The 17566-nt window shown below is 72.4% G+C and carries 17 protein-coding genes; 5 read left to right on the top strand and 12 right to left on the bottom strand.

The features are described 5' to 3' along the window. Nucleotide 1 precedes the first annotated feature (1 nt). Both recX and FHS34_RS27220 read left to right on the top strand, forming a co-directional pair. Nucleotides 2-787 (top strand): recombination regulator RecX, encoded by a 786-nt coding sequence (gene recX / locus FHS34_RS27225; protein WP_184970070.1) that lies wholly within the window; start codon nt 2-4, stop codon nt 785-787. Nucleotides 788-1139: 352 nt separating this feature from the next. Further along, nucleotides 1140-3668, top strand: coding sequence for an ABC transporter permease (locus FHS34_RS27220; protein ID WP_184970068.1), 2529 nt, complete (start codon nt 1140-1142; stop codon nt 3666-3668). 145 nt (nt 3669-3813) lie between these two features. Here the strand turns inward: FHS34_RS27220 and FHS34_RS27215 are convergent, their stop codons facing one another. The 8 genes from FHS34_RS27215 to FHS34_RS27185 form a co-directional block, all read right to left on the bottom strand. Beyond that, entirely contained in the window at nt 3814-4254 is a 441-nt protein-coding gene (locus FHS34_RS27215; RefSeq protein ID WP_225817611.1) for a rhodanese-like domain-containing protein, read from the bottom strand. Next, complete coding sequence (locus FHS34_RS27210) at nt 4251-4799, bottom strand: cupin domain-containing protein (protein ID WP_184970066.1); 549 nt, start codon at nt 4797-4799, stop codon at nt 4251-4253. The genes FHS34_RS27215 and FHS34_RS27210 overlap by 4 nt, the downstream gene beginning before the upstream one ends. Before the next feature lie 63 nt (nt 4800-4862). Next, nucleotides 4863-4934, bottom strand: coding sequence for a putative leader peptide (locus FHS34_RS43845; RefSeq protein WP_309544753.1), 72 nt, complete (start codon nt 4932-4934; stop codon nt 4863-4865). Between the two features lie 474 nt (nt 4935-5408). Then, nucleotides 5409-7049, bottom strand: coding sequence for an FAD-dependent monooxygenase (locus tag FHS34_RS27205; protein WP_184970064.1), 1641 nt, complete (start codon nt 7047-7049; stop codon nt 5409-5411). 231 nt (nt 7050-7280) lie between these two features. Next, the gene (locus tag FHS34_RS27200; RefSeq protein WP_184970062.1) at nt 7281-8192 is read right to left on the bottom strand and encodes an amino acid ABC transporter permease; all 912 of its coding nucleotides are present in this window, start codon (nt 8190-8192) and stop codon (nt 7281-7283) included. Then, complete coding sequence (locus tag FHS34_RS27195; protein ID WP_184970060.1) at nt 8189-8857, bottom strand: amino acid ABC transporter permease; 669 nt, start codon at nt 8855-8857, stop codon at nt 8189-8191. The genes FHS34_RS27200 and FHS34_RS27195 overlap by 4 nt, the downstream gene beginning before the upstream one ends. 75 nt (nt 8858-8932) lie before the next feature. Further along, nucleotides 8933-9763, bottom strand: coding sequence for a glutamate ABC transporter substrate-binding protein (locus FHS34_RS27190; protein WP_184970057.1), 831 nt, complete (start codon nt 9761-9763; stop codon nt 8933-8935). 67 nt (nt 9764-9830) lie between these two features. After that, complete coding sequence (locus tag FHS34_RS27185) at nt 9831-10607, bottom strand: amino acid ABC transporter ATP-binding protein (protein ID WP_184970055.1); 777 nt, start codon at nt 10605-10607, stop codon at nt 9831-9833. A 296-nt stretch (nt 10608-10903) separates the two neighbouring features. Here FHS34_RS27185 and FHS34_RS27180 point away from each other — a divergent pair, with 296 nt between their 5' ends. Together FHS34_RS27180 and FHS34_RS27175 are read left to right on the top strand one after the other, a co-directional pair. Further along, nucleotides 10904-11590 (top strand): response regulator transcription factor, encoded by a 687-nt coding sequence (locus tag FHS34_RS27180; protein ID WP_184970143.1) that lies wholly within the window; start codon nt 10904-10906, stop codon nt 11588-11590. Between the two features lie 9 nt (nt 11591-11599). Next, on the top strand, nt 11600-13027 hold the full coding sequence (locus FHS34_RS27175; RefSeq protein ID WP_184970053.1) for a sensor histidine kinase: 1428 nt from the start codon (nt 11600-11602) through the stop codon (nt 13025-13027). 220 nt (nt 13028-13247) lie between these two features. Here the strand turns inward: FHS34_RS27175 and FHS34_RS27170 are convergent, their stop codons facing one another. Next, nucleotides 13248-14246, bottom strand: a complete 999-nt coding sequence (locus FHS34_RS27170; RefSeq protein ID WP_184970051.1) for a TAXI family TRAP transporter solute-binding subunit — start codon at nt 14244-14246, stop codon at nt 13248-13250. 131 nt (nt 14247-14377) lie between these two features. Here FHS34_RS27170 and FHS34_RS27165 point away from each other — a divergent pair, with 131 nt between their 5' ends. Continuing rightward, nucleotides 14378-14785: a pyrophosphohydrolase domain-containing protein gene (locus FHS34_RS27165; RefSeq protein WP_184970049.1), complete on the top strand. Its 408-nt coding sequence runs from the start codon at nt 14378-14380 to the stop codon at nt 14783-14785. Nucleotides 14786-14932: 147 nt separating this feature from the next. Here the strand turns inward: FHS34_RS27165 and FHS34_RS27160 are convergent, their stop codons facing one another. The 3 genes from FHS34_RS27160 to FHS34_RS27150 form a co-directional block, all read right to left on the bottom strand. Next, the gene (locus FHS34_RS27160) at nt 14933-16390 is read right to left on the bottom strand and encodes a hypothetical protein (protein ID WP_225817612.1); all 1458 of its coding nucleotides are present in this window, start codon (nt 16388-16390) and stop codon (nt 14933-14935) included. Nucleotides 16391-16585: 195 nt separating this feature from the next. Next, on the bottom strand, nt 16586-17029 hold the full coding sequence (locus FHS34_RS27155; RefSeq protein WP_184970047.1) for a MarR family winged helix-turn-helix transcriptional regulator: 444 nt from the start codon (nt 17027-17029) through the stop codon (nt 16586-16588). Between the two features lie 58 nt (nt 17030-17087). Then, nucleotides 17088-17447 (bottom strand): DUF6204 family protein, encoded by a 360-nt coding sequence (locus FHS34_RS27150; protein ID WP_184970045.1) that lies wholly within the window; start codon nt 17445-17447, stop codon nt 17088-17090. Nucleotides 17448-17566 lie beyond the last annotated feature (119 nt).

Here is a 17566-nt window from a genome sequence, read left to right as displayed (position 1 = left end):
CGTGACACGACGAACCGACTGGGCCGAGTACGAGCACGCCACCCCCGCTGCCCCACGGGGGAGGGGTGCCGGGGGCTACCCGGACTCCGCCCCGGACGGTGACGACGGACACCGGGACGACGGGTACGGCGAGCACGGCGAGCGCGACCGGCACCGCGGGCGTGACGAACACGGCGCACGGGGTGGCGGCCGTGGGCGCGGCCGGCGGCGGCGCGGCTTCGGGGACGCGCCCGGTGAGGACGAAGGCGCCCCTTCCTCGGCGAGGGACGAGCGGGGGGAGTCTTCAGGGGACCCGGCTGAGCGGGCCCGGGCGATCTGCCTGCGCCTGCTCACCGGGACCCCGCGCACCCGCAAGCAGCTCGCGGACGCGCTGCGCAAGCGCGAGATCCCCGAGGACGTGGCCGAGGAGGTGCTGTCACGGTTCGAGGAGGTCGGGCTCATCGACGACGGGGCCTTCGCGGACGCCTGGGTGGAGTCCCGGCACCATGGGCGGGGGCTCGCCCGCCGCGCCCTCGCCAGGGAACTGCGCACCAAGGGGGTCGACTCCGGGCTCATCGAGGACGCGGTCGGCCAGCTCGACTCCGAGCAGGAGGAGGCGACCGCCCGGGAACTCGTCGCCCGCAAACTGCGTGTCACCCGCGGCCTCGACCGCGACAAGCGGCTGCGTCGGCTCGCGGGCATGCTCGCCCGCAAGGGCTACCCCGAGGGCATGGCCCTCCGTGTCGTCCGCCAGGCCCTGGAGGAAGAGGGCGAGGACACGGGGTTCCTCGGGGACGGGGACTTCTGACGGTTCCGGAAGGGGGGCTTTCTGGCGGCTTCTCGGCCGCCGGCGTCCCTGCCGGAGCCAGTAGGTCCTGACGGGCCCGTGACCGAGGGGGCCCTTGACGAGTCGTCGGGAACGGCCGACTCCGCGCCTCCTCCGGGACGCAGGCCTGCGACGGACACGGGTGGGGCAAAGGGTGGGGTTAACCCCCGCCGCGGACGGGAGGGGTGACCCCCGTCGCAAGACGCCGGGCCACCGCAGTGCTCTCACCTGCCCGCACGGGCGAATCTGTACACGCGCCCCGGGCCCCGGCAGCAGCCGGAGACAGGCCGCGCACGACACAACCCGTGCACACAACAGAAGAGAGCCCGTCCCCATGATGCTGCGTTACGCCCTGCGGACCGTCCGCGCCCGGAAGGCCGCTTTCCTCGGCGCCTTCCTCGCCCTGATGTGCGCGGCCGCTCTGATCACCGCCTGCGGCAGCCTCCTCGACACCGGCCTGCGCGGCACCATCCGTACCGAGCGCTACGCCGCCGCTCCCGTCGTGGTCTCCGCCGACCAGTACGTGCACCGGACCACCGTCAAGCACAAGAAGGGCAAGACCAAGGTCAAGCACAAGGCGAAGCCCATCGCCGAGCGTGCCTGGCTGCCCGAGCAACTGCGCAGCACGCTCGCCCGCACCCCCGGCGTGGCCCGGGTCGTCCCCGAACTCACCTTCCTGGCCCAGCCGTCGACCCCCGCCGGCACCGGCGGCCGTACCGCCTACGGCCACGCCTGGGACTCCGCCGCGCTGACTCCGTACCGGCTGACCGCGGGCCGCGCCCCCCGGGCCGCGGACGACCTCGTCATCGACGGCGACCTCGCCGCGCGGGCCCGCCTCCGGCCCGGCGACCACCTCACCGTGCAGTCCACGCGGGCCCCGCGTGACTACCGCATCACCGGTATCGCCACCCCGGCCACTCCCGTGCGCCACCAGACGTCACTGTTCTTCTCCACCGCCGAGGCCCGCCGGCTGGCCGCGCACCCCGGGCAGGTCACCGCGTTCGGCGTGCTGCCGGCCCAGGGAGCCGACCCCGAGCGGGTGCGCGAGGCCCTGACGAAGGCGCTGCACGGCACCACGGCCCAGGTCAGCACCGGCGACGCCCGCGGGCCCGTCGAGTTCCTGGACGCGGCCGCCGCCCGCACCCGGCTGATCAGCATGGGCGGCGCCATGGGAGGCACCTCGCTGCTGGTGGCGATCCTGGTGGTCGTCGGCACCTTCGCGCTCACCGTCCAGCAACGCCACCGCGAACTCGCCGTGCTCCGGGCCATCGCCGCCACCCCCGGGCAGATCCGCAAGCTGCTCGGCCGGGAGGCGCTGATCGTCGGCGCGGCGGCGGGCACGGCCGGCGCACTGCTCGGACTGCTGCTGGGCAGCTGGCTGCACTCCAGGTTCGTCGCTCTCGGCGCCGTACCCGAAACGCTCGAACACACCGTCAGTGTCTTCCCGCCGCTCGCCGCTCTCGCCGCCACCCTGCTCGGTGCCTGGGCGGCGGCCCGGATCGCCTCCCGCAGGATCGTCCGGATCCGCCCGGCCGAGGCCCTGGCCGAAGCGAGGGCCGAGCGCACCCGGCCCGCCTGGGGCCGCATCGCCGCCGGGCTGCTGCTCCTGGCCGGCGGAGTCGTCCTGGTCGTCGTCCTCGCCTCTCTGCGCACCGAGCCCGCCTCGACTCCCGTGACCTTCCTCGCTGTCATCGTGCTGTCCACCTCCGTCGCCCTCCTCGGTCCTCTCCTGGTCAAGGCCGCCGCGCTGCTGCTCGCCGGACCGCTCCGGCTCACCGGGCACGGCGGCCGGCTCGCCATCGCCAACCTGCGCGGCAACGCCGCCCGCATGGCCTCCGTCGTCACCCCGCTCGCCCTGCTCGTCGGCATGACCTGCACCGTCCTGTTCGTCCAGGCCACCCTCGGGAACGCCGCCCGTACCCAGGCCCGTGAAGGCATCACGGCCGACTGGGTCGTCGCCGCGCAGGGGGTGGGTGTCCCCGGCGAAGCCGCCGAGCGGCTGCGCGCACGGCACGACACCGTCACCGAGGTGGTCCGCACGACCGTCCGCGTCGGCCTCGACAAGTACGTCGCACAGGGAGTCACCCCCGCGGGCCTGACCCGCACCTGGGACCCGGAGGTCACCGCCGGCTCCCTCGACCGGCTCGGTCCCGGTACCGTCGCCGTCAGCGAACTGGCCGCGGACCAGCAGCACCTGAGGCCGGGAAGCACCCTGAAGCTCACACTGGGCGACGGCACGCCCGCCACGCTCACCGTCGCCGCCGTCTACACCCGCGGTCTCGGCTTCGGCGACCTCACCTTCGCCCACGACCTCGTGGCCCACCACGTCGACAATCCGCTCGCCTCCTCCGTCCTCGTCAGCACGACCCGTACACAGACAGAACTCGCGACTACTCTCCGTGAGTTCCCGGGGCTGCGAATTCTCTCTCCGGCCGCCGCCGATGCCCTGCAGGCCGACCGGCAGCAGGCGAACGCCGAGGTGAACTACCTCGCCATGGGGCTGGTCCTGGCCTTCACCGCCATCGCCGTCGTCAACACGCTCGCCATGTCGGTCGCCGAACGTGTCCGGGAGTTCGCGCTGCTCCGCCTCGCCGGCGCGACCCGGCGGCAGGTGCTGCGCATGCTGCGCACCGAGGCGCTGTCCGTCCTGTTCCTCGCCACCTCACTCGGCAGCGGTATCGCCCTCGCCGTGCTCACCGCGTTCAGCGTCGGCATGACGGGCCGGGCCGCTCCGACGGTCACCCCGCTGCTCTACGTCGGCGTCGTCGGGATCGCGGGCGTCCTCGCGCTCGTGGCCGGCTCCGTGCCGGGGCGGGCGGCGCTCCGGGTGCGGGCGGTGACGGTCGCCACGGCGAAGGAGTAACCCGGGCGAAGACGCGGCCCACGGCGCGGGAAGTGCATCAGGGCCGAGACGGCCCACGGTGCGGGAAGCGCACCAGGGGTGAACGGCCATGACCCCCCGCAGCGTGCGGGGGGTTCACCGTTGTCGTCCGTCCTCGACGATGTGGTCAGGGCCTCGCCGGTTCCACCGGCAGCCCTTCCGCCCGCCAGGCCTGGAAGCCGCCCACCAGGTCGGTCGCCCGGCGCAGGCCCAGCTGGTGGAGTGACGCGGCGGCGAGACTGGAGGCGTAGCCCTCGTTGCAGATCACCACGACACGCAGGTCGTGCCCGGTGGCCTCGGGGAGGCGGTGACTGCCCTGGGGATCGAGGCGCCACTCCAGTTCGTTGCGCTCGACCACGACGGCACCGGGGATGAGCCCGTCCCGCTCCCGCAGGGCCGCGTACCGGATGTCGACCAGCAGCGCCCCGCCGGACCGCGCCAGCTCGTGGGCCTCCCGGGCGTCGATGCGCCGGTAGCCCGCGCGCACCCGCTCCAGCAACTCGTCGATACCGGTCGGGCGTTCGCCGGACGCGAGGACCACCGCCGGCTGTTCGCTGATGTCGCTCACTGCCAGTCCTCCGGGCGTTCGACCTGCTCCAGGCGCAGCACCTGGCCGGCGCGACTGTACCGACGGATCCGCGGCAGCGGCGGGTAGTAGGCGTGCACGGAGATCGCGTGTCGGTCGTGGGACTCGTTGAGCACCTCGTGCACATGGTGGTGGCCGAAGGCACGGCCCTGTCCCGCGGGCAGCCGGCGTACGCGGTCCACGCCCTCGGTGAGTTCCAGGGTCTTCCAGCCGTCGGTGGGCAGCCGGGCGGTGAGGGAGTTCTCGGTGAGTTCGCCCGAAGCGGTGAGGAAGGCGCCGACCGAGTCCGCGTGGTCGTGCCAGCCGGTGCCGGTACCGGGCGGCCAGCCGATCAGCCAGGCCTCGCTCCCGGCGGGGCCTCGCAGCCGTACCCAGGTGCGGCCCTCCGGGTCGAGCGGCAGGGAGGCGATCAGTTCGGCGTCGGCCGCGGTACGCCGGACGAAGTCGAGGAGATCCGCCTGGGTGGGCGCCGAGGCGGCGAGGGACACGGATGAGGACAGGGAAGGGGAGGGGACAGACACGGGCACCGTCCTGGAATGCGTTCGCGGAAACGGGCGCGCGACGGCGCCCGGTGAGGGAAGGATGCGAATTCAGCAGGACGGGCGACACACGCAGCCCGCATAGCGGACGAGGTCCATGTGGACCCTCCGCCACAGGCGCACACAGGTGTCGGTCACGGTCCGGAGTACAGCATGCCGACGCACCTCGGTCAACCGGGTGTCACCCCGTGGACGGGGGCGAAGCGTGGACGGTCGGCGCACGCCGGAGCCCGCCCCGGACACCCTCCCACCACGCCCGCCGGGGGCGTACCGGAGCGGGCCTCCCGCGCACGGCAGGGGCGCTTGGGAGTTGGCGCCCCCGCGCCCGGCAGGTGTGCTGCGGAGTCGGCGACCCCGCGCACGGCGGGAGTGCTTCGGAGTCGGCCTCCTCGCGCCGGCCGGAGCGGGCCTCCCCGCACCCGGCAGGGGCGCGCCGGAGCCGGTCTTCCCGAGCGCCTCGCCCAGCGTGGTCGAAGCCCGGCGACGGCGGTTCCCCGCGGCCCGGCAAGCACGGCCAGGGGACGTGGGAGCCGTTCCTCCTCGCACCCCCCCCGCACCATCAGGAGCCCCCGAACCGGTTCCCCCCGACCCGCGCCGTCAGCGCACGCCGGAGCCGGCTTCCTCCTTCGGTGCCGGCTCCTCGCGGGTCTCTTCCTGCCGTTCCTCCCGGGCCGTGCCGCCCAGCGTGGCCTCCGCCGCCGCGTAGAGGTCGGCGGGGCGGACTCCGCTGAGCGCGGTGACCAGGTGGCCGTCGGGGCGCACCAGCAGCACGCTGTGCGCCGGCGCGCCCGGGTAGCTCTCCGCGACCAGCAGCTCGGCCGGGTGCGGCAGCGCGGCCACGGCCGCCGCGAGCCGGGGCATGACCCCGGCGGACACCCAGTGCTTGCGGTCCCAGACACCCGTGCCCGGCGCGATCAGGACGACGAGCAGCGCCCCGCGGCCGAGCCGGTCACGCAGCTGCACAAAGGACCCGTCCTCCGCCGTGACCCGGACATCGGTCACCGGTGCGCCGGGCGGGGTGTCGACGGGAACGTCCGCCTGCAGGTGCCGCGGCGCGAGCGGCGAGTCGGCGTACGTGCCGGACGCGCCCAGCGGACCGCGCCCCAGGTGGCCGTCGGTGAACAGCGCGTCGTGGCCCCGGGCGGTGCCCGGGACGATGCCGCGCAGCCCGCCTCCGCCGCGCAGCACCGGAAGTGCCTGGTCGGCGGCGCGCAGCCGGGCGGCGACCAGCGCGCGCCGCTCGGTCTGGTAGCTGTCCAGCAGGGCCTCGTGCGGGCCGTGGTGCCAGGCAGCCGCCAGTTTCCAGGCGAGGTTGTCGGCGTCCCGCAGGCCCTCGTCGAGTCCCTGCGTGCCGAACGCGCCGAGCAGATGGGCCGCGTCCCCGGCGAGGAAGACCCGGCCGGCGCGCCACCGGCGGGCCAGACGGTGGTGCACCGTGTGGACACCCGTGTCGAGCAGTTCGTACGCCGGAGCGCTGCTGTCCGTCCACCCCGTGAGGGTCTCGCGGACACCGGCCACCAGGATCTCGGGCGTGACCAGGTCCTTGCCCGGCGGCAGCAGCCAGTCCAGGCGCCAGACGCCGTCCGGGAGGGGGCGGGCGGTCACCTCCCCGGCCGAGGGCCCGGACGACCGCCACGGCGGCATCCGATGGAGCAACGCGTGACCCTCCCACGGAAGTTCCGCGCGCAGCGCGGCGACCGCGTGCCGCTCCACCGCCGTGCGGCCCGGGAAGCGGATGTCCTGGAGCTTGCGCACGGTCGAGCGGGGGCCGTCGCAGCCGACCAGATAGCTGCCGCGCCACCATGTGCCCCTGGCCCCACGGGTGTGCGCGGAGACGCCGGAACGCTCCTGCTCGACCGCGTCCAGGCGGCTGTCGACGGCCACCTTCACCAGCGGCTCGTCGGCCAGGGCAGCGCGCAGGGCGTTCGTGAGGACGTGCTGGGCGATGTGCAGCGGGGCGGCGGGGTCCGCCTCGCCGAAAGCGACCTCGCTCATCACCTGTTTGCGGCGCAGGGACCGCCATCCGGCCCAGCGCACCCCGTGCTCATCGAGGGCCACCGAGGTCAGCCGCTCCAGCAGGGCCGCCGTGTCCTCGCGCAGGACGACCGTGCGCGCCGGGCGGGGCTCGTCCTTGCCGGGGCCCTCGTCCAGGACGACGGCGGGCACGTTCTGACGGGCCAGCAGCAGGGCGAGCGTCAGCCCGACCGGCCCCGCTCCGACAATGATCACCGGGTCCATGACGCGGCGCCCCCTGCCCGTGACGATGCCCTGACGGAGACAAGTGAACAGGAAGGCGGAGCGGGGTGCACGATCACGAAACGTATGCAACCCATTGACAGAGTTTGCGTCAAGCGACCGGGGGCAGTGGCGATCACGCCACTGCCCCCGGTCGCTTCATGTCACCTGAATGATCGTCAGTCGGCCTTGCCGGCGTCCTGCTGACCGCCACCGGTGAAGGGACCGCTGAGGTCACAGGGCCCCGGGGGTACCGCCTGCCCCGGTCGCCGCCGTGCCCCCGATCTCCGCGGCTTCCTGGACCCCGAGCACCGCGCCGGTCGACTTCTTGCCCCGCCGCAGCCGTCCCTCCAGCCAGCTCGCGAACGAGGTCAGCGAGAAGTTGAGGATCACGAAGATCAGGGCCACGATCGTGAAGGACGCGATGGTGTTGGCGCCGTAGTAGCCGCTCATGGTGTTCGCCGCGGCGAGCAGGTCGGGGAAGGTGAGGACGGCGCCGCCGAGCGCGGTGTCCTTCACGATGACCACCAGCTGGCTGACGATCGCCGGGAGCATCGCGGTGACCGCCTGCGGCAGCAGGATGAGCCGCATCACCTGGTTCTTGCGCAGACCGATGGCCATGGCCGCCTCGGACTGCCCCTTCGGCAGGGCCAGGATTCCCGCGCGGACGATCTCGGCGAGCACGGACGCGTTGTACAGCACCAGGCCGGTGACGACCGCGTAGAGCGGACGGTCGTCGGAACTCACGTCGGTGTACTGGCTGTACAGCTCGTTGCCGAAGATCATCAGGACCAGCACGGGGATCGCGCGGAAGAACTCCACGACGACCGTGGCCGGGCCCCGCACCCACACGTGGTCGGAGAGCCGGGCGATGCCGAGGACGGCGCCCAGCGGCAACGCGATGATCATCGCCAGCGCCGCGGCCTTCAGGGTGTTCTGCAGACCGGGCCAGATGTAGGCCGAGTACGCCTCGGTGTCACCGCCGAAGTAGGGCTTCCACAGCGCCCACTCCAGCTGGTTCTTCTCGTCGAGGGACGCGTACACCCACCAGACGAGCGCCGCGAGCGCGGCTATGAAGAGCACCGTGTAGAGGATGTTGCGCCGTTTGGCGCGCGGCCCCTGGGCGTCGTAGAGGACCGAATTCATCGCTTCACCGCCACCTTCTTGCTCACCCAGCCGAGGATCAGACCGGTCGGCAGGGTCAGGCAGCAGAAACCGAACGCGAAGAGCGCGGAGATCAGCAGCAACTGTGCCTCGTTCTCGACCATGTCCTTCATCAGCGCGGCCGCCTCGGCGACGCCGATCGCGGCGGCCACCGTCGTGTTCTTCGTCAACGCGATCAGGACGTTGGTCAGCGGGAGCACCGCGGCCCGGAACGCCTGCGGCAGCACCACCAGGAACAGCACCTGGGTGAAGCTCAGGCCGATGGCCCGCGCGGCCTCCGCCTGGCCCACTGGCACGGTGTTGATGCCGGCCCTGATCGCCTCGCACACGAAGGCCGACGTGTAGGCGGTCAGGCCGAGGACCGCCAGCCGGAAGCTGTACGAGTCCACGACGTCGCCGGCCCCGAGGCTGATGCCCAGCGTGTCGTGGAGGCCCAGCGAGGCGAACAGGATGATCACCGTGAGCGGGATGTTCCGCACGATGTTCACGTAGGCGGTGCCGAAACCGCGCATCAGCGGTACCGGGCCCACCCGCATGCCGGCCAGCAGGGTGCCCCAGACCAGGGAGCCCACGGCGGACAACAGGGTCAGCTGCACTGTCGTCCAGAAGGCACCGAGTACGTCGTAACCTTCAAGAAAGTCGAACACGATCTCCCGCGCTTCCGCGTGTAGGGATGCCCGGGTGCGCCGCCCTCACGGACGGCGCACCCTACGGGCGTTGCCTCAGCTCTTGATGTCGCCGATCTTCGGGGCGGGCTCGTTCTTGTAGCCGGCCGGGCCGAAGTTCTTGTCCACGGCCTGCTGCCACGACTTGTCGGCCACCATGTCCTCGAGGGCCTTGTTGATCTTGGCCTTGAGGTCGCTGCCCTTCTTGACGCCGATGCCGTAGTTCTCGTTGGTCATCTTCAGGCCGCCGAGCTTGAACTTGCCCTTGAACTGGGCCTGGCTGGCGTAGCCGGCGAGGATCGAGTCGTCGGTGGTGAGGGCGTCGATCGCCTTGCTCTGCAGGCCGGTCAGACAGGCGGAGTACGTCGGGTACTTCTGCAGCTGCGCCTTGGGGGCGAGCTTGTCCTTGACGTTCTGCGCCGAGGTCGAGCCGGTGACCGAGCAGAGCTTCGCCTTGTTGAGGTCGGCCACCGTCTTGATCGAGGCGTCGTCCGCGCGGACCAGCACGTCCTGGTGGGCCAGCAGGTACGGGCCGGCGAAGTCGACCAGCTTCTGGCGCTCGGGGGTGATCGAGTAGGAGGCGACGATGAAGTCGACGTCGCCGCGCTTCAGCATGGTCTCGCGGTCGGCGCTCTTCGACTGCTTCCACTCGATCTGGTCCGCGTTGTAACCGAGCTTCTTGGCGACGTAGGTGGCGACGTCGACGTCGAAGCCCGAGTAGCCCTGCGGGGTCTGCTGGCCGATGCCGGGCTGGTCGAACTTGATGCCGATGGTGATCTTCTTGCCACCGCCGGAACCCTTGTCGTCCTTGTCGCCGCCGCACGCGGTGGCGGTCACGGACAGGGCGAGGAGGACGGCCGAGGCGGCGGTGACCTTGCGGAGCTTCATGGTGAACATCCTTTGAGTGGTGAGGAACGAGGTCCCTGGGACGCGTGAGGCGAGCCGGGCCGTGGCGTCAGTGGTGCAGGATCTTGGACAGGAAGTCCTTGGCCCGGTCGCTGCGCGGGTTGCTGAAGAACTGGTCGGGCGCAGCCTGTTCGACGATCCGGCCGTCCGCCATGAAGACCACCCGGTTCGCAGCCGATCGTGCGAAGCCCATCTCGTGCGTGACGACGATCATCGTCATGCCCTCACGGGCGAGCTGCTGCATGACCTCGAGGACCTCGTTGATCATCTCGGGGTCGAGGGCGGAGGTCGGCTCGTCGAAGAGCATGACCTTCGGGTCCATCGCCAGGGCCCGCGCGATCGCGACGCGCTGCTGCTGGCCGCCGGACAGCTGGGCGGGGTACTTGTCGGCCTGGGTGCCCACGCCGACCCGGTCCAGCAGTGCCCGGGCCTTCTCCTCGGCCTGCTTCTTGTCCGCCTTGCGCACCTTGAGCTGGCCCAGCATCACGTTCTCGAGCACGGTCTTGTGCGCGAAGAGGTTGAACGACTGGAACACCATCCCGACGTCGGCCCGCAGCCGCGCCAGTTCCCGGCCTTCGTGCGGCAGGGCCTTGCCGTCGATCGTGATCGCGCCTGAATCGATCGTCTCCAGGCGGTTGATGGTGCGGCACAGGGTCGACTTTCCGGACCCGGAGGGCCCGATGACCACGACGACCTCGCCGCGGGCGATCGTCAGGTCGATGTCCTGGAGCACGTGCAACGCGCCGAAGTGCTTGTTGACGCTCTTCAGGACGACCAGTTCGTCGGACGTGGCCGCGTCCTCCTTGGCCACCGTTACTTTGGTCATCGCTCTCGGGCTCCGTCCTCCTCGGGTTTCCGAGGACAGTAATGAGGGGCTGTGACCTGCGTCATCACATCTGAGGGAGATCTGAGCATCACGATCCGATAGCAATCGGACACGTGTCGTAGCACTTGGCGCCTGTGCGCGTATCGGCCGGGTAACGGAAGCGACCGGCAACCCGAACCCTCTTGACGCCGTCCTTATCCATCAGCGTCACTGCCATGGTGCACGCGCGCGTGCGTGTGATCCACAAGACCGTCGCGAACCGAGACCGTACGACCGCTGAACTGGAGGGGGCCTGGATGAGACTGCTCCTCGTCGAGGACGACAACCACGTCGCCGCGGCTCTGTCGGCCGTTCTCGCGCGGCACGGGTTCCACGTCACTCACGCGCGCAGCGGCGAGGAGGCCCTCCAGGCGCTCGTTCCCGAGGGCGCCGGTTTCGGCGTGGTGCTGCTCGACCTCGGCCTGCCCGACCAGGACGGCTACGAGGTCTGCGGCAAGATCCGCAAGCGCACCGCGATCCCGGTGATCATGGTCACCGCGCGTTCCGACGTCCGCTCCCGCATCCATGGGCTCAACCTGGGCGCCGACGACTACGTCGTCAAGCCGTACGACACCGGGGAACTGCTCGCCCGGATCCACGCCGTCAGCCGGCGCACCGCCCACGAGGACGCCGCGACCGCCGGTGACAGCGCCCTGCTCCTCGGCGCCGTCCGCATCGAACTGCCCACCCGCCAGGTCAGCGTGGACGGTGCGGTGATACAGCTGACCCGCAAGGAGTTCGACCTGCTCGCCCTGCTCGCCCAGCGGCCCGGAGTGGTCTTCCGGCGGGAACAGATCATCAGCGAGGTCTGGCGCACCAGTTGGGAGGGCACCGGCCGCACCCTGGAGGTGCACGTCGCCTCCCTGCGCGCCAAACTGCGCATGCCCGCGCTGATCGAGACCGTACGCGGCGTCGGCTACCGGCTCGTCGCCCCGGCCGCCTAGCGGGGACGGGTGCGCACACGCCTCCTCCCGCTGCTCATCGTCCTGCTGGCGGCCGTCCTGCTCGCGCTCGGCGTCCCGCTCGCGGGCAGTGTGGCCGCCGCCCGGCAGCAGCAGGTCGTCGTGGACCGGATCGACGACACGGCACGGTTCGCGGCGCTCGCTCAGTTCGTCACCGACGGGCCCGGCGGATCCCGCCGCACCACGACGGACGAGCGCCTGGGGGCCTTGCGCCGCGAGCTGGAGAGCTACTACGGCGTCTACGGCATCCGCGCCGGTGTCTTCTACCGCAACGGTTCGGCGATGGCCATCGCTCCCGGCGACTTCTTCGTACCGCCGACGGGTGAGGTCCGCAGGGCCTTCGACGAGGCGCTGCTCAGCCGGCGCAGCCACGACTCGCCCCAGGCGTGGCCCTGGCGGCACAGCCGGCTCGTCGTCGCCTCACCGGTGATCCGGGACGGGGACGTCGTCGCGGTCGTGGTCACCGACTCACCCACCGGACAGCTGCGTTCCCGGATCCTGCGCGGCTGGCTGTTCATCGGGGCCGGCGAGATCGCGGCCATGCTGCTCGCCGTCGGCGCGGCGCTGCGGCTGACCGGCTGGGTGCTCAGGCCGGTCCGGGTCCTGGACGCCACCACCCACGACATCGCCACCGGGCGCCTGAAGTCCCGGGTAGCGGCCGCCGGCGGACCGCCGGAACTCAGACGGCTGGCCCGTTCGTTCAACGAGATGGCCGACAACGTCGAGGCCGTGCTGGAGCAGCAGCGCGCCTTCGTCGCCGACGCCTCGCACCAGTTGCGCAACCCGCTCGCGGCGCTGCTGCTGCGCATCGAACTGCTCGCCCTGGAACTCCCCGAGGGCAACGCGGAGATCGCCTCGGTCCGCACCGAGGGCAAGCGCCTCGCGCAGGTCCTGGACGACCTGCTCGACCTGGCGCTGGCCGAGCACGCCGAGGCCGACCTCCGGCTGGCCGACATCGGCGCGCTGGCCGAGGAGCGGGTGGCCGCCTGGGCGCCGGCCGCCCGGGCCAAGGGCGTCCGGCTCATCGGCGACTGCCCGCCCACCACCGGCTGGGCCGACCCGATCACCCTGTCCAGCGCCCTGGACGCGGTGATCGACAACGCCGTGAAGTTCACCCCCGAGGACGGCACGGTCGAGGTCACCGTCTCCGCCGACGGTGACCTCACCACGGTCGTCGTCACGGACACCGGTCCCGGCCTCACCGAGGAGGAACTCGCGCGCGTGGGGGACCGCTTCTGGCGCAGCGGCCGGCACCAGAACGTGAAGGGCTCGGGTCTGGGCCTCTCCATCACCCGCGCCCTGCTCGCGGCCGGCGGCGGCGCGATCGACTACGCCCACCACGAGCCGCGGGGACTGCGGGTGACGGTCACGGTGCCACGCCACCCGGAGACCACCGACGGCGCCACGGGCGCTGCCTGAAGCCGAGGCCGCGCCCGCTCCTGCGCCCCGTGTGCCGCCTGGCACTCAGACGGCACGCCGGGCCCTCTCTCTCCGGGCTCCTACGGCGTCACGGGCTCGAGCGGCGCCCCGGGCGCCCGTCGGCTCCCCCCGGACGCCTCGGCTCACGCGGCGTCCCGGGAGTCCTCCACGGCCTCCGCGAACCCCGGGGCGTTCCTCCGCCGCTGTACCTGCGCTGTGCCTACGGCTTCATCGACCGGTAGTAGCGCCGGGCGCCCTCCTGCAGCGGCAGCGGGTCGGTGTAGATGGCGGTGCGCAGGTCGACCAGCTGGGCGGAGTGGACGTGCCTGCCGATGCCGTCCCGGCTGTCGATCACCGTACGGGTCACCCACTCCGTCAGCCGGGGATCCACGTCGGTGCGGGTGATCAGCACGTTGGACACGGCGATCGTCGGCACCGGCGTGCCCTGCTGCACGTCCGAGTACGCCGACTCGGGGATGTTCGTGGCCCGGTAGTAGCGCGCCGCCTCGCCCTGGCCGTGCAGCCGGGTGATGAGGGCGTCGTCGATCGGCACGAACCGGAACGCGCGCTGTTTCGCCAGCGAGACCAGCCCCCTCGTGGGCAGGCCGCCCGACCAGAAGAAGGCGTCGATCTTTCCCTGCTGGAGCCGCGCGGGCCCGGTGTCGATGCCGTCCGCCTCCGCGGTGATGTCCTCGCGCGGGTCGATACCGGCGGCCCGCAGCACCCGTTCGGCTATCAGCCGGACCCCGGAGTCGGGCAGGCCGGTCGCCACCCGCTTGTGCCGCAGGTCCGCGACGCTCCTGATGTCCGAGTCGCGGGGCACGATGAGATGGACGTAGTCGTCGTAGAGCCGGGCCACCCCGCGCAGCCGGCCGGCGCCCTCGGCATGCCGCAGCTCGTACGTGGCCACCGCGTCGGCCGCCGCGATGGTGAAGTCGGCCTGCCCGGTCGCCACCCGCGCGACGTTCTCCTGGGAACCGGCGCTGTTGAGCAGCTTCACCTTCAGGCCGGGCATGTCCCTGCCCATCTCGGTGCGCAGCCGCTCGCCGTACTCCTGGTAGACCCCGCGGGGCGTACCGGTGCTGAACACGATCGTCCCGCTCGGCGGCTTCTCGCCCAGGGGCAGCAGCCACCACAGCAGCAGCCCGAGGGCCACGACACCGACGGCCGTGCCCTGCAGCGCTCGGCGCCTGCCGATCCGGGGGAACACCTTGGACATGCGGCGATCCTGCCAGGCGACGCGTGGCGCTGAACAGGGCCGGGGGCACTCCGGGGCCGAGTGCGGCCAGGGTCACCCCGGGCGGGCCGCGGGCGGCGGGCGTTGTCGGTGGCGGCCGTTAGAGTCGCCGTATGACCACTTCGCCCGCCCGTCTCGTCCGTGAGTTCCACCATGCCTTCGGCCTGGACGCCCGCAGTACGCCGGCCGAGGTGGAGCCCGGACTGGCCGCCCACCGGGGCGAACTGCTCGCCGAGGAGGCCGCGGAGGTCGCCGAGGTCGCGGTGGAGGGCCCGCTGGACCGGCTCGCGCACGAGCTGGCGGACGTGGTGTACGTGGCCTATGGCACGGCCCTGGTGCACGGCATCGATCTCGACGAGGTGATCGCCGAGATCCATCGCGCCAACATGAGCAAGATCGGCCCGGACGGGCAGGTGGCCCGCCGGGCCGACGGCAAGGTTCTCAAGGGGGAGCACTACCGCGCGCCGGACGTCTCCTCCGTACTGCGCCGCCAGGGCTGGACACCGGACGGCGCGGCCTGAGACCGGTACCGGGCACGTGACGGCCGGAGTCGCGCCAGGCACCTGAGGGCCGGCCGCCGCGCCAGGGCTACGGCCCGGCACCGCACCGGAGCACGACCGCCCGGCACCCGTGTCCGGGCCTGATGCCCTGGCACCGGTATCGGGAAGCTAGGAGGACAGCTTCCCGCTCGCCAGTTCCCACTCGCGGTGCAGGGCGCCCAGCGGGATGCTGCGCTGGATGATCGGTGTGCCGAAGATCGACAGCTGGAGGCGCAGGGTGCCGGACAGGTCCATGCCGCCGTAGACACCCCAGGTGCCGTCCGCCTTCGGCGCGCTGCCGTCGGAGGCGGCGGTGATAGCGCCGGAGGCCTCGCCGCGCAGATACGGGGCCAGGTCGGCGGTGACGCCGACGCTGCCGTAGAGGCCGACCGTGGCCTCCGCGCCCAGCGTGGTGCGCACGCTGCCCGCGGTGCTGACGGAGGCCCGCACGGGCGTGCTCGTCATGTCGGAGGAGCTGACCGGGGTCCACCCCTTGGCCGGGCCGAAGGTGCCGCCCGCTTTGAAGTCGCCCTTGAGGCTCTGTTCGACGTCGACGGTGACCCGGCCGTCGGCGCTGATCTGGAAGTAGCAGGTCAGGTCGAGGTTGACGACGACGGGGACCGGGCCGACCTGGAGGACGGGGTCGGCGTGCAGCTTGGCGAACGGGATGCGCAGCGGGGTGCCGGTGGCCGCCGCGGCCCGTCCCTTGACCGCCCAGCCGGAGGTCCAGTCACCGGACACACCGAGGTACGCCGAGCCGGGCGGGGCGTCGCTTCCGGAGCCGCCGTAGGCGAAGTCGACCCGCGGGGCCAGCTGGACGAAACCGCGCACGGAAGCGGCGGCCGACGCCGGGGCGTCCTGGGCGGTGGCCACCTCGGTGCCGACGTCGAGGCGCAGGCTGCCGAGCGGCACGGTCGCGCCCTTGGGGCCGGCGTGCACGTCACCCGTCTTCGACCAGGACACCCGGACGTCGGGCAGCAGCTTGTCGACGGAGAAGGACGAGGGGTCGACCGGCACGTCGCCCTTCGCCGTGTCGTCGCCCAGCAGGGCGTTGAGCGTGGCCGGTTCGGTCTGGACCTCGGTGCCGCCGTCCCGTTCGCCGATCACCTTGGTGACCTTGGCGAGCAGCCCGTGCGGTGCGCCCGGCGCGGGAGCGCTGGCGATCACGTCGCCCACGGCGGCCCGGCCCGGTGCGGCGGAGGAATCCGGTGCGGCGGAGGAGTCCGGTGCGGCGGAGGAGCTCGTGGAAGGGGCCGACGGCCGCGGTGAACTCCCCTTCCCCTTCGGCTTGTCGGCGATGACCGCGCGCCGGGTGTGGCTGTCGTAGGAGCCGACGCTGAGCGTCGTCCTGTGTGCTCGCCGACCGGAGCCGCCCGGGCTCGCCGTGGCGGTCGCGGTGGCGGTGGGTGCGGCGGCGACGGTGAGCGAGTGCTCCGTGCCGTCGGTGGGCCGGTCGGTGGCCTGGATCTGCCGGCCCTGGCCGGCGGCCGGCGGCTGGGCGGCCTCCGAGGCGGGCGAGGAGCAGGCCGCGCCGAGGAACAGAGTCGTCACGGCGAAGGCGGGCAGCAGGGCACGCTGGTGCCTCATGCGTCTGCGCAAGGTTGGTTCCTGAGTGGAGTGGGGGGTGGCAGAGAGGTACCGGGGCCGGATCTACTCACGGGTAGCACTGGCCGGTAACTCGTTGACGAGCCATGAGCATGCCACCCCCGGGCCACAGGTCACGCACAATCCGGCCACAACTCAACGTGACCTGTGACACCAGGAGTTGGGGCGGTGCGGGGCTCAGCTTCCCGACAGGCCGGTGCCGCCGAGGCGGGTCAGCAGACCCGCGAGGCTCGCGACGTCCGCCGCGGGCCACGCCGGGCCGGTGAAGAGCTCGGCGGCGGTCTCCTCCGCCGTGGCCAGCATCTCCGCCAGCCGCCGCCGGCCCGTCCCGGTCAGCGCTGCGTACGCCACGCGCGCGTCCCGGGCGTCCGGCTCCCGGCTCACCAGCCCGATCCGCTCCAGCGGAGCCAGTCCGCGGGTGACCCCGGAGGCGGTCAGCCCCAGCGCCTCGGCCAGGTCCACCCGGCGCATCCGGCCGCCGGGCGCCTGTCCCAGCCGGAGCAGCAGGGTGAAGTCGGCGAGGCTGACGCCGTGCAGCCCGCTCAGCCGCGCGTCGAAGCGCCGTACGAGCGCGGCCTGGGCCCGTACCAGCCGCAGTGCCGCGTCGAGGGCCTCACTCATGCCGGCCGCCTCTCGATTCCCTTGCCATCTCCTTGACTGCTCAAGTTTATGGCCGGTCTCATGAGCCGTTCGCACGGGCTGCGCGGCGCTGTCGCTTGCCGAGGGGCGCCTGGGAGAGGTCCTCGGCGGTGCTCCGCAGCCGCTTGAAGCCGTAACCACGCTCGGTCAGCCAGGACTTCGCCGCTTCCTCGGCCCACTCCGTCGCCTCCAGGATGTCCTCCTCTTCCTCGCCCGTGGCGGAGAAGCGGAAGACGAAGGCGGGCCGGGCGGCGATGTCGTAGGTGAGGTTCCCCTCGGGGGTGAAGGCGGCGCGCAGGGCGTCGTGTTCCGCGGCGTCCGCCGCCAGGGCGGCGCGCTGGGCCTCGGTGAGGCCGTCGAAGGCACCGCGGACGGTGATACGGAAAGTTCGTGTACTCATTCCGCGACCCTAGGCGCGGCCACGGCGAACACTCCACCGGGTTTCCGCGCCCGGCCCCCGCGCACCGCCTCCCCCCGGCACCGCCCGGCCCCGCGCACCGCCTGGCGTAACGGGCACCG

Origin of the sequence: Streptomyces echinatus, assembly GCF_014203595.1 — a bacterium.
Lineage (GTDB): Bacteria > Actinomycetota > Actinomycetes > Streptomycetales > Streptomycetaceae > Streptomyces > Streptomyces echinatus.
Note: the sequence above shows the minus strand (reverse complement) of the source record. Positions and strands in the feature narration are given on the sequence as shown.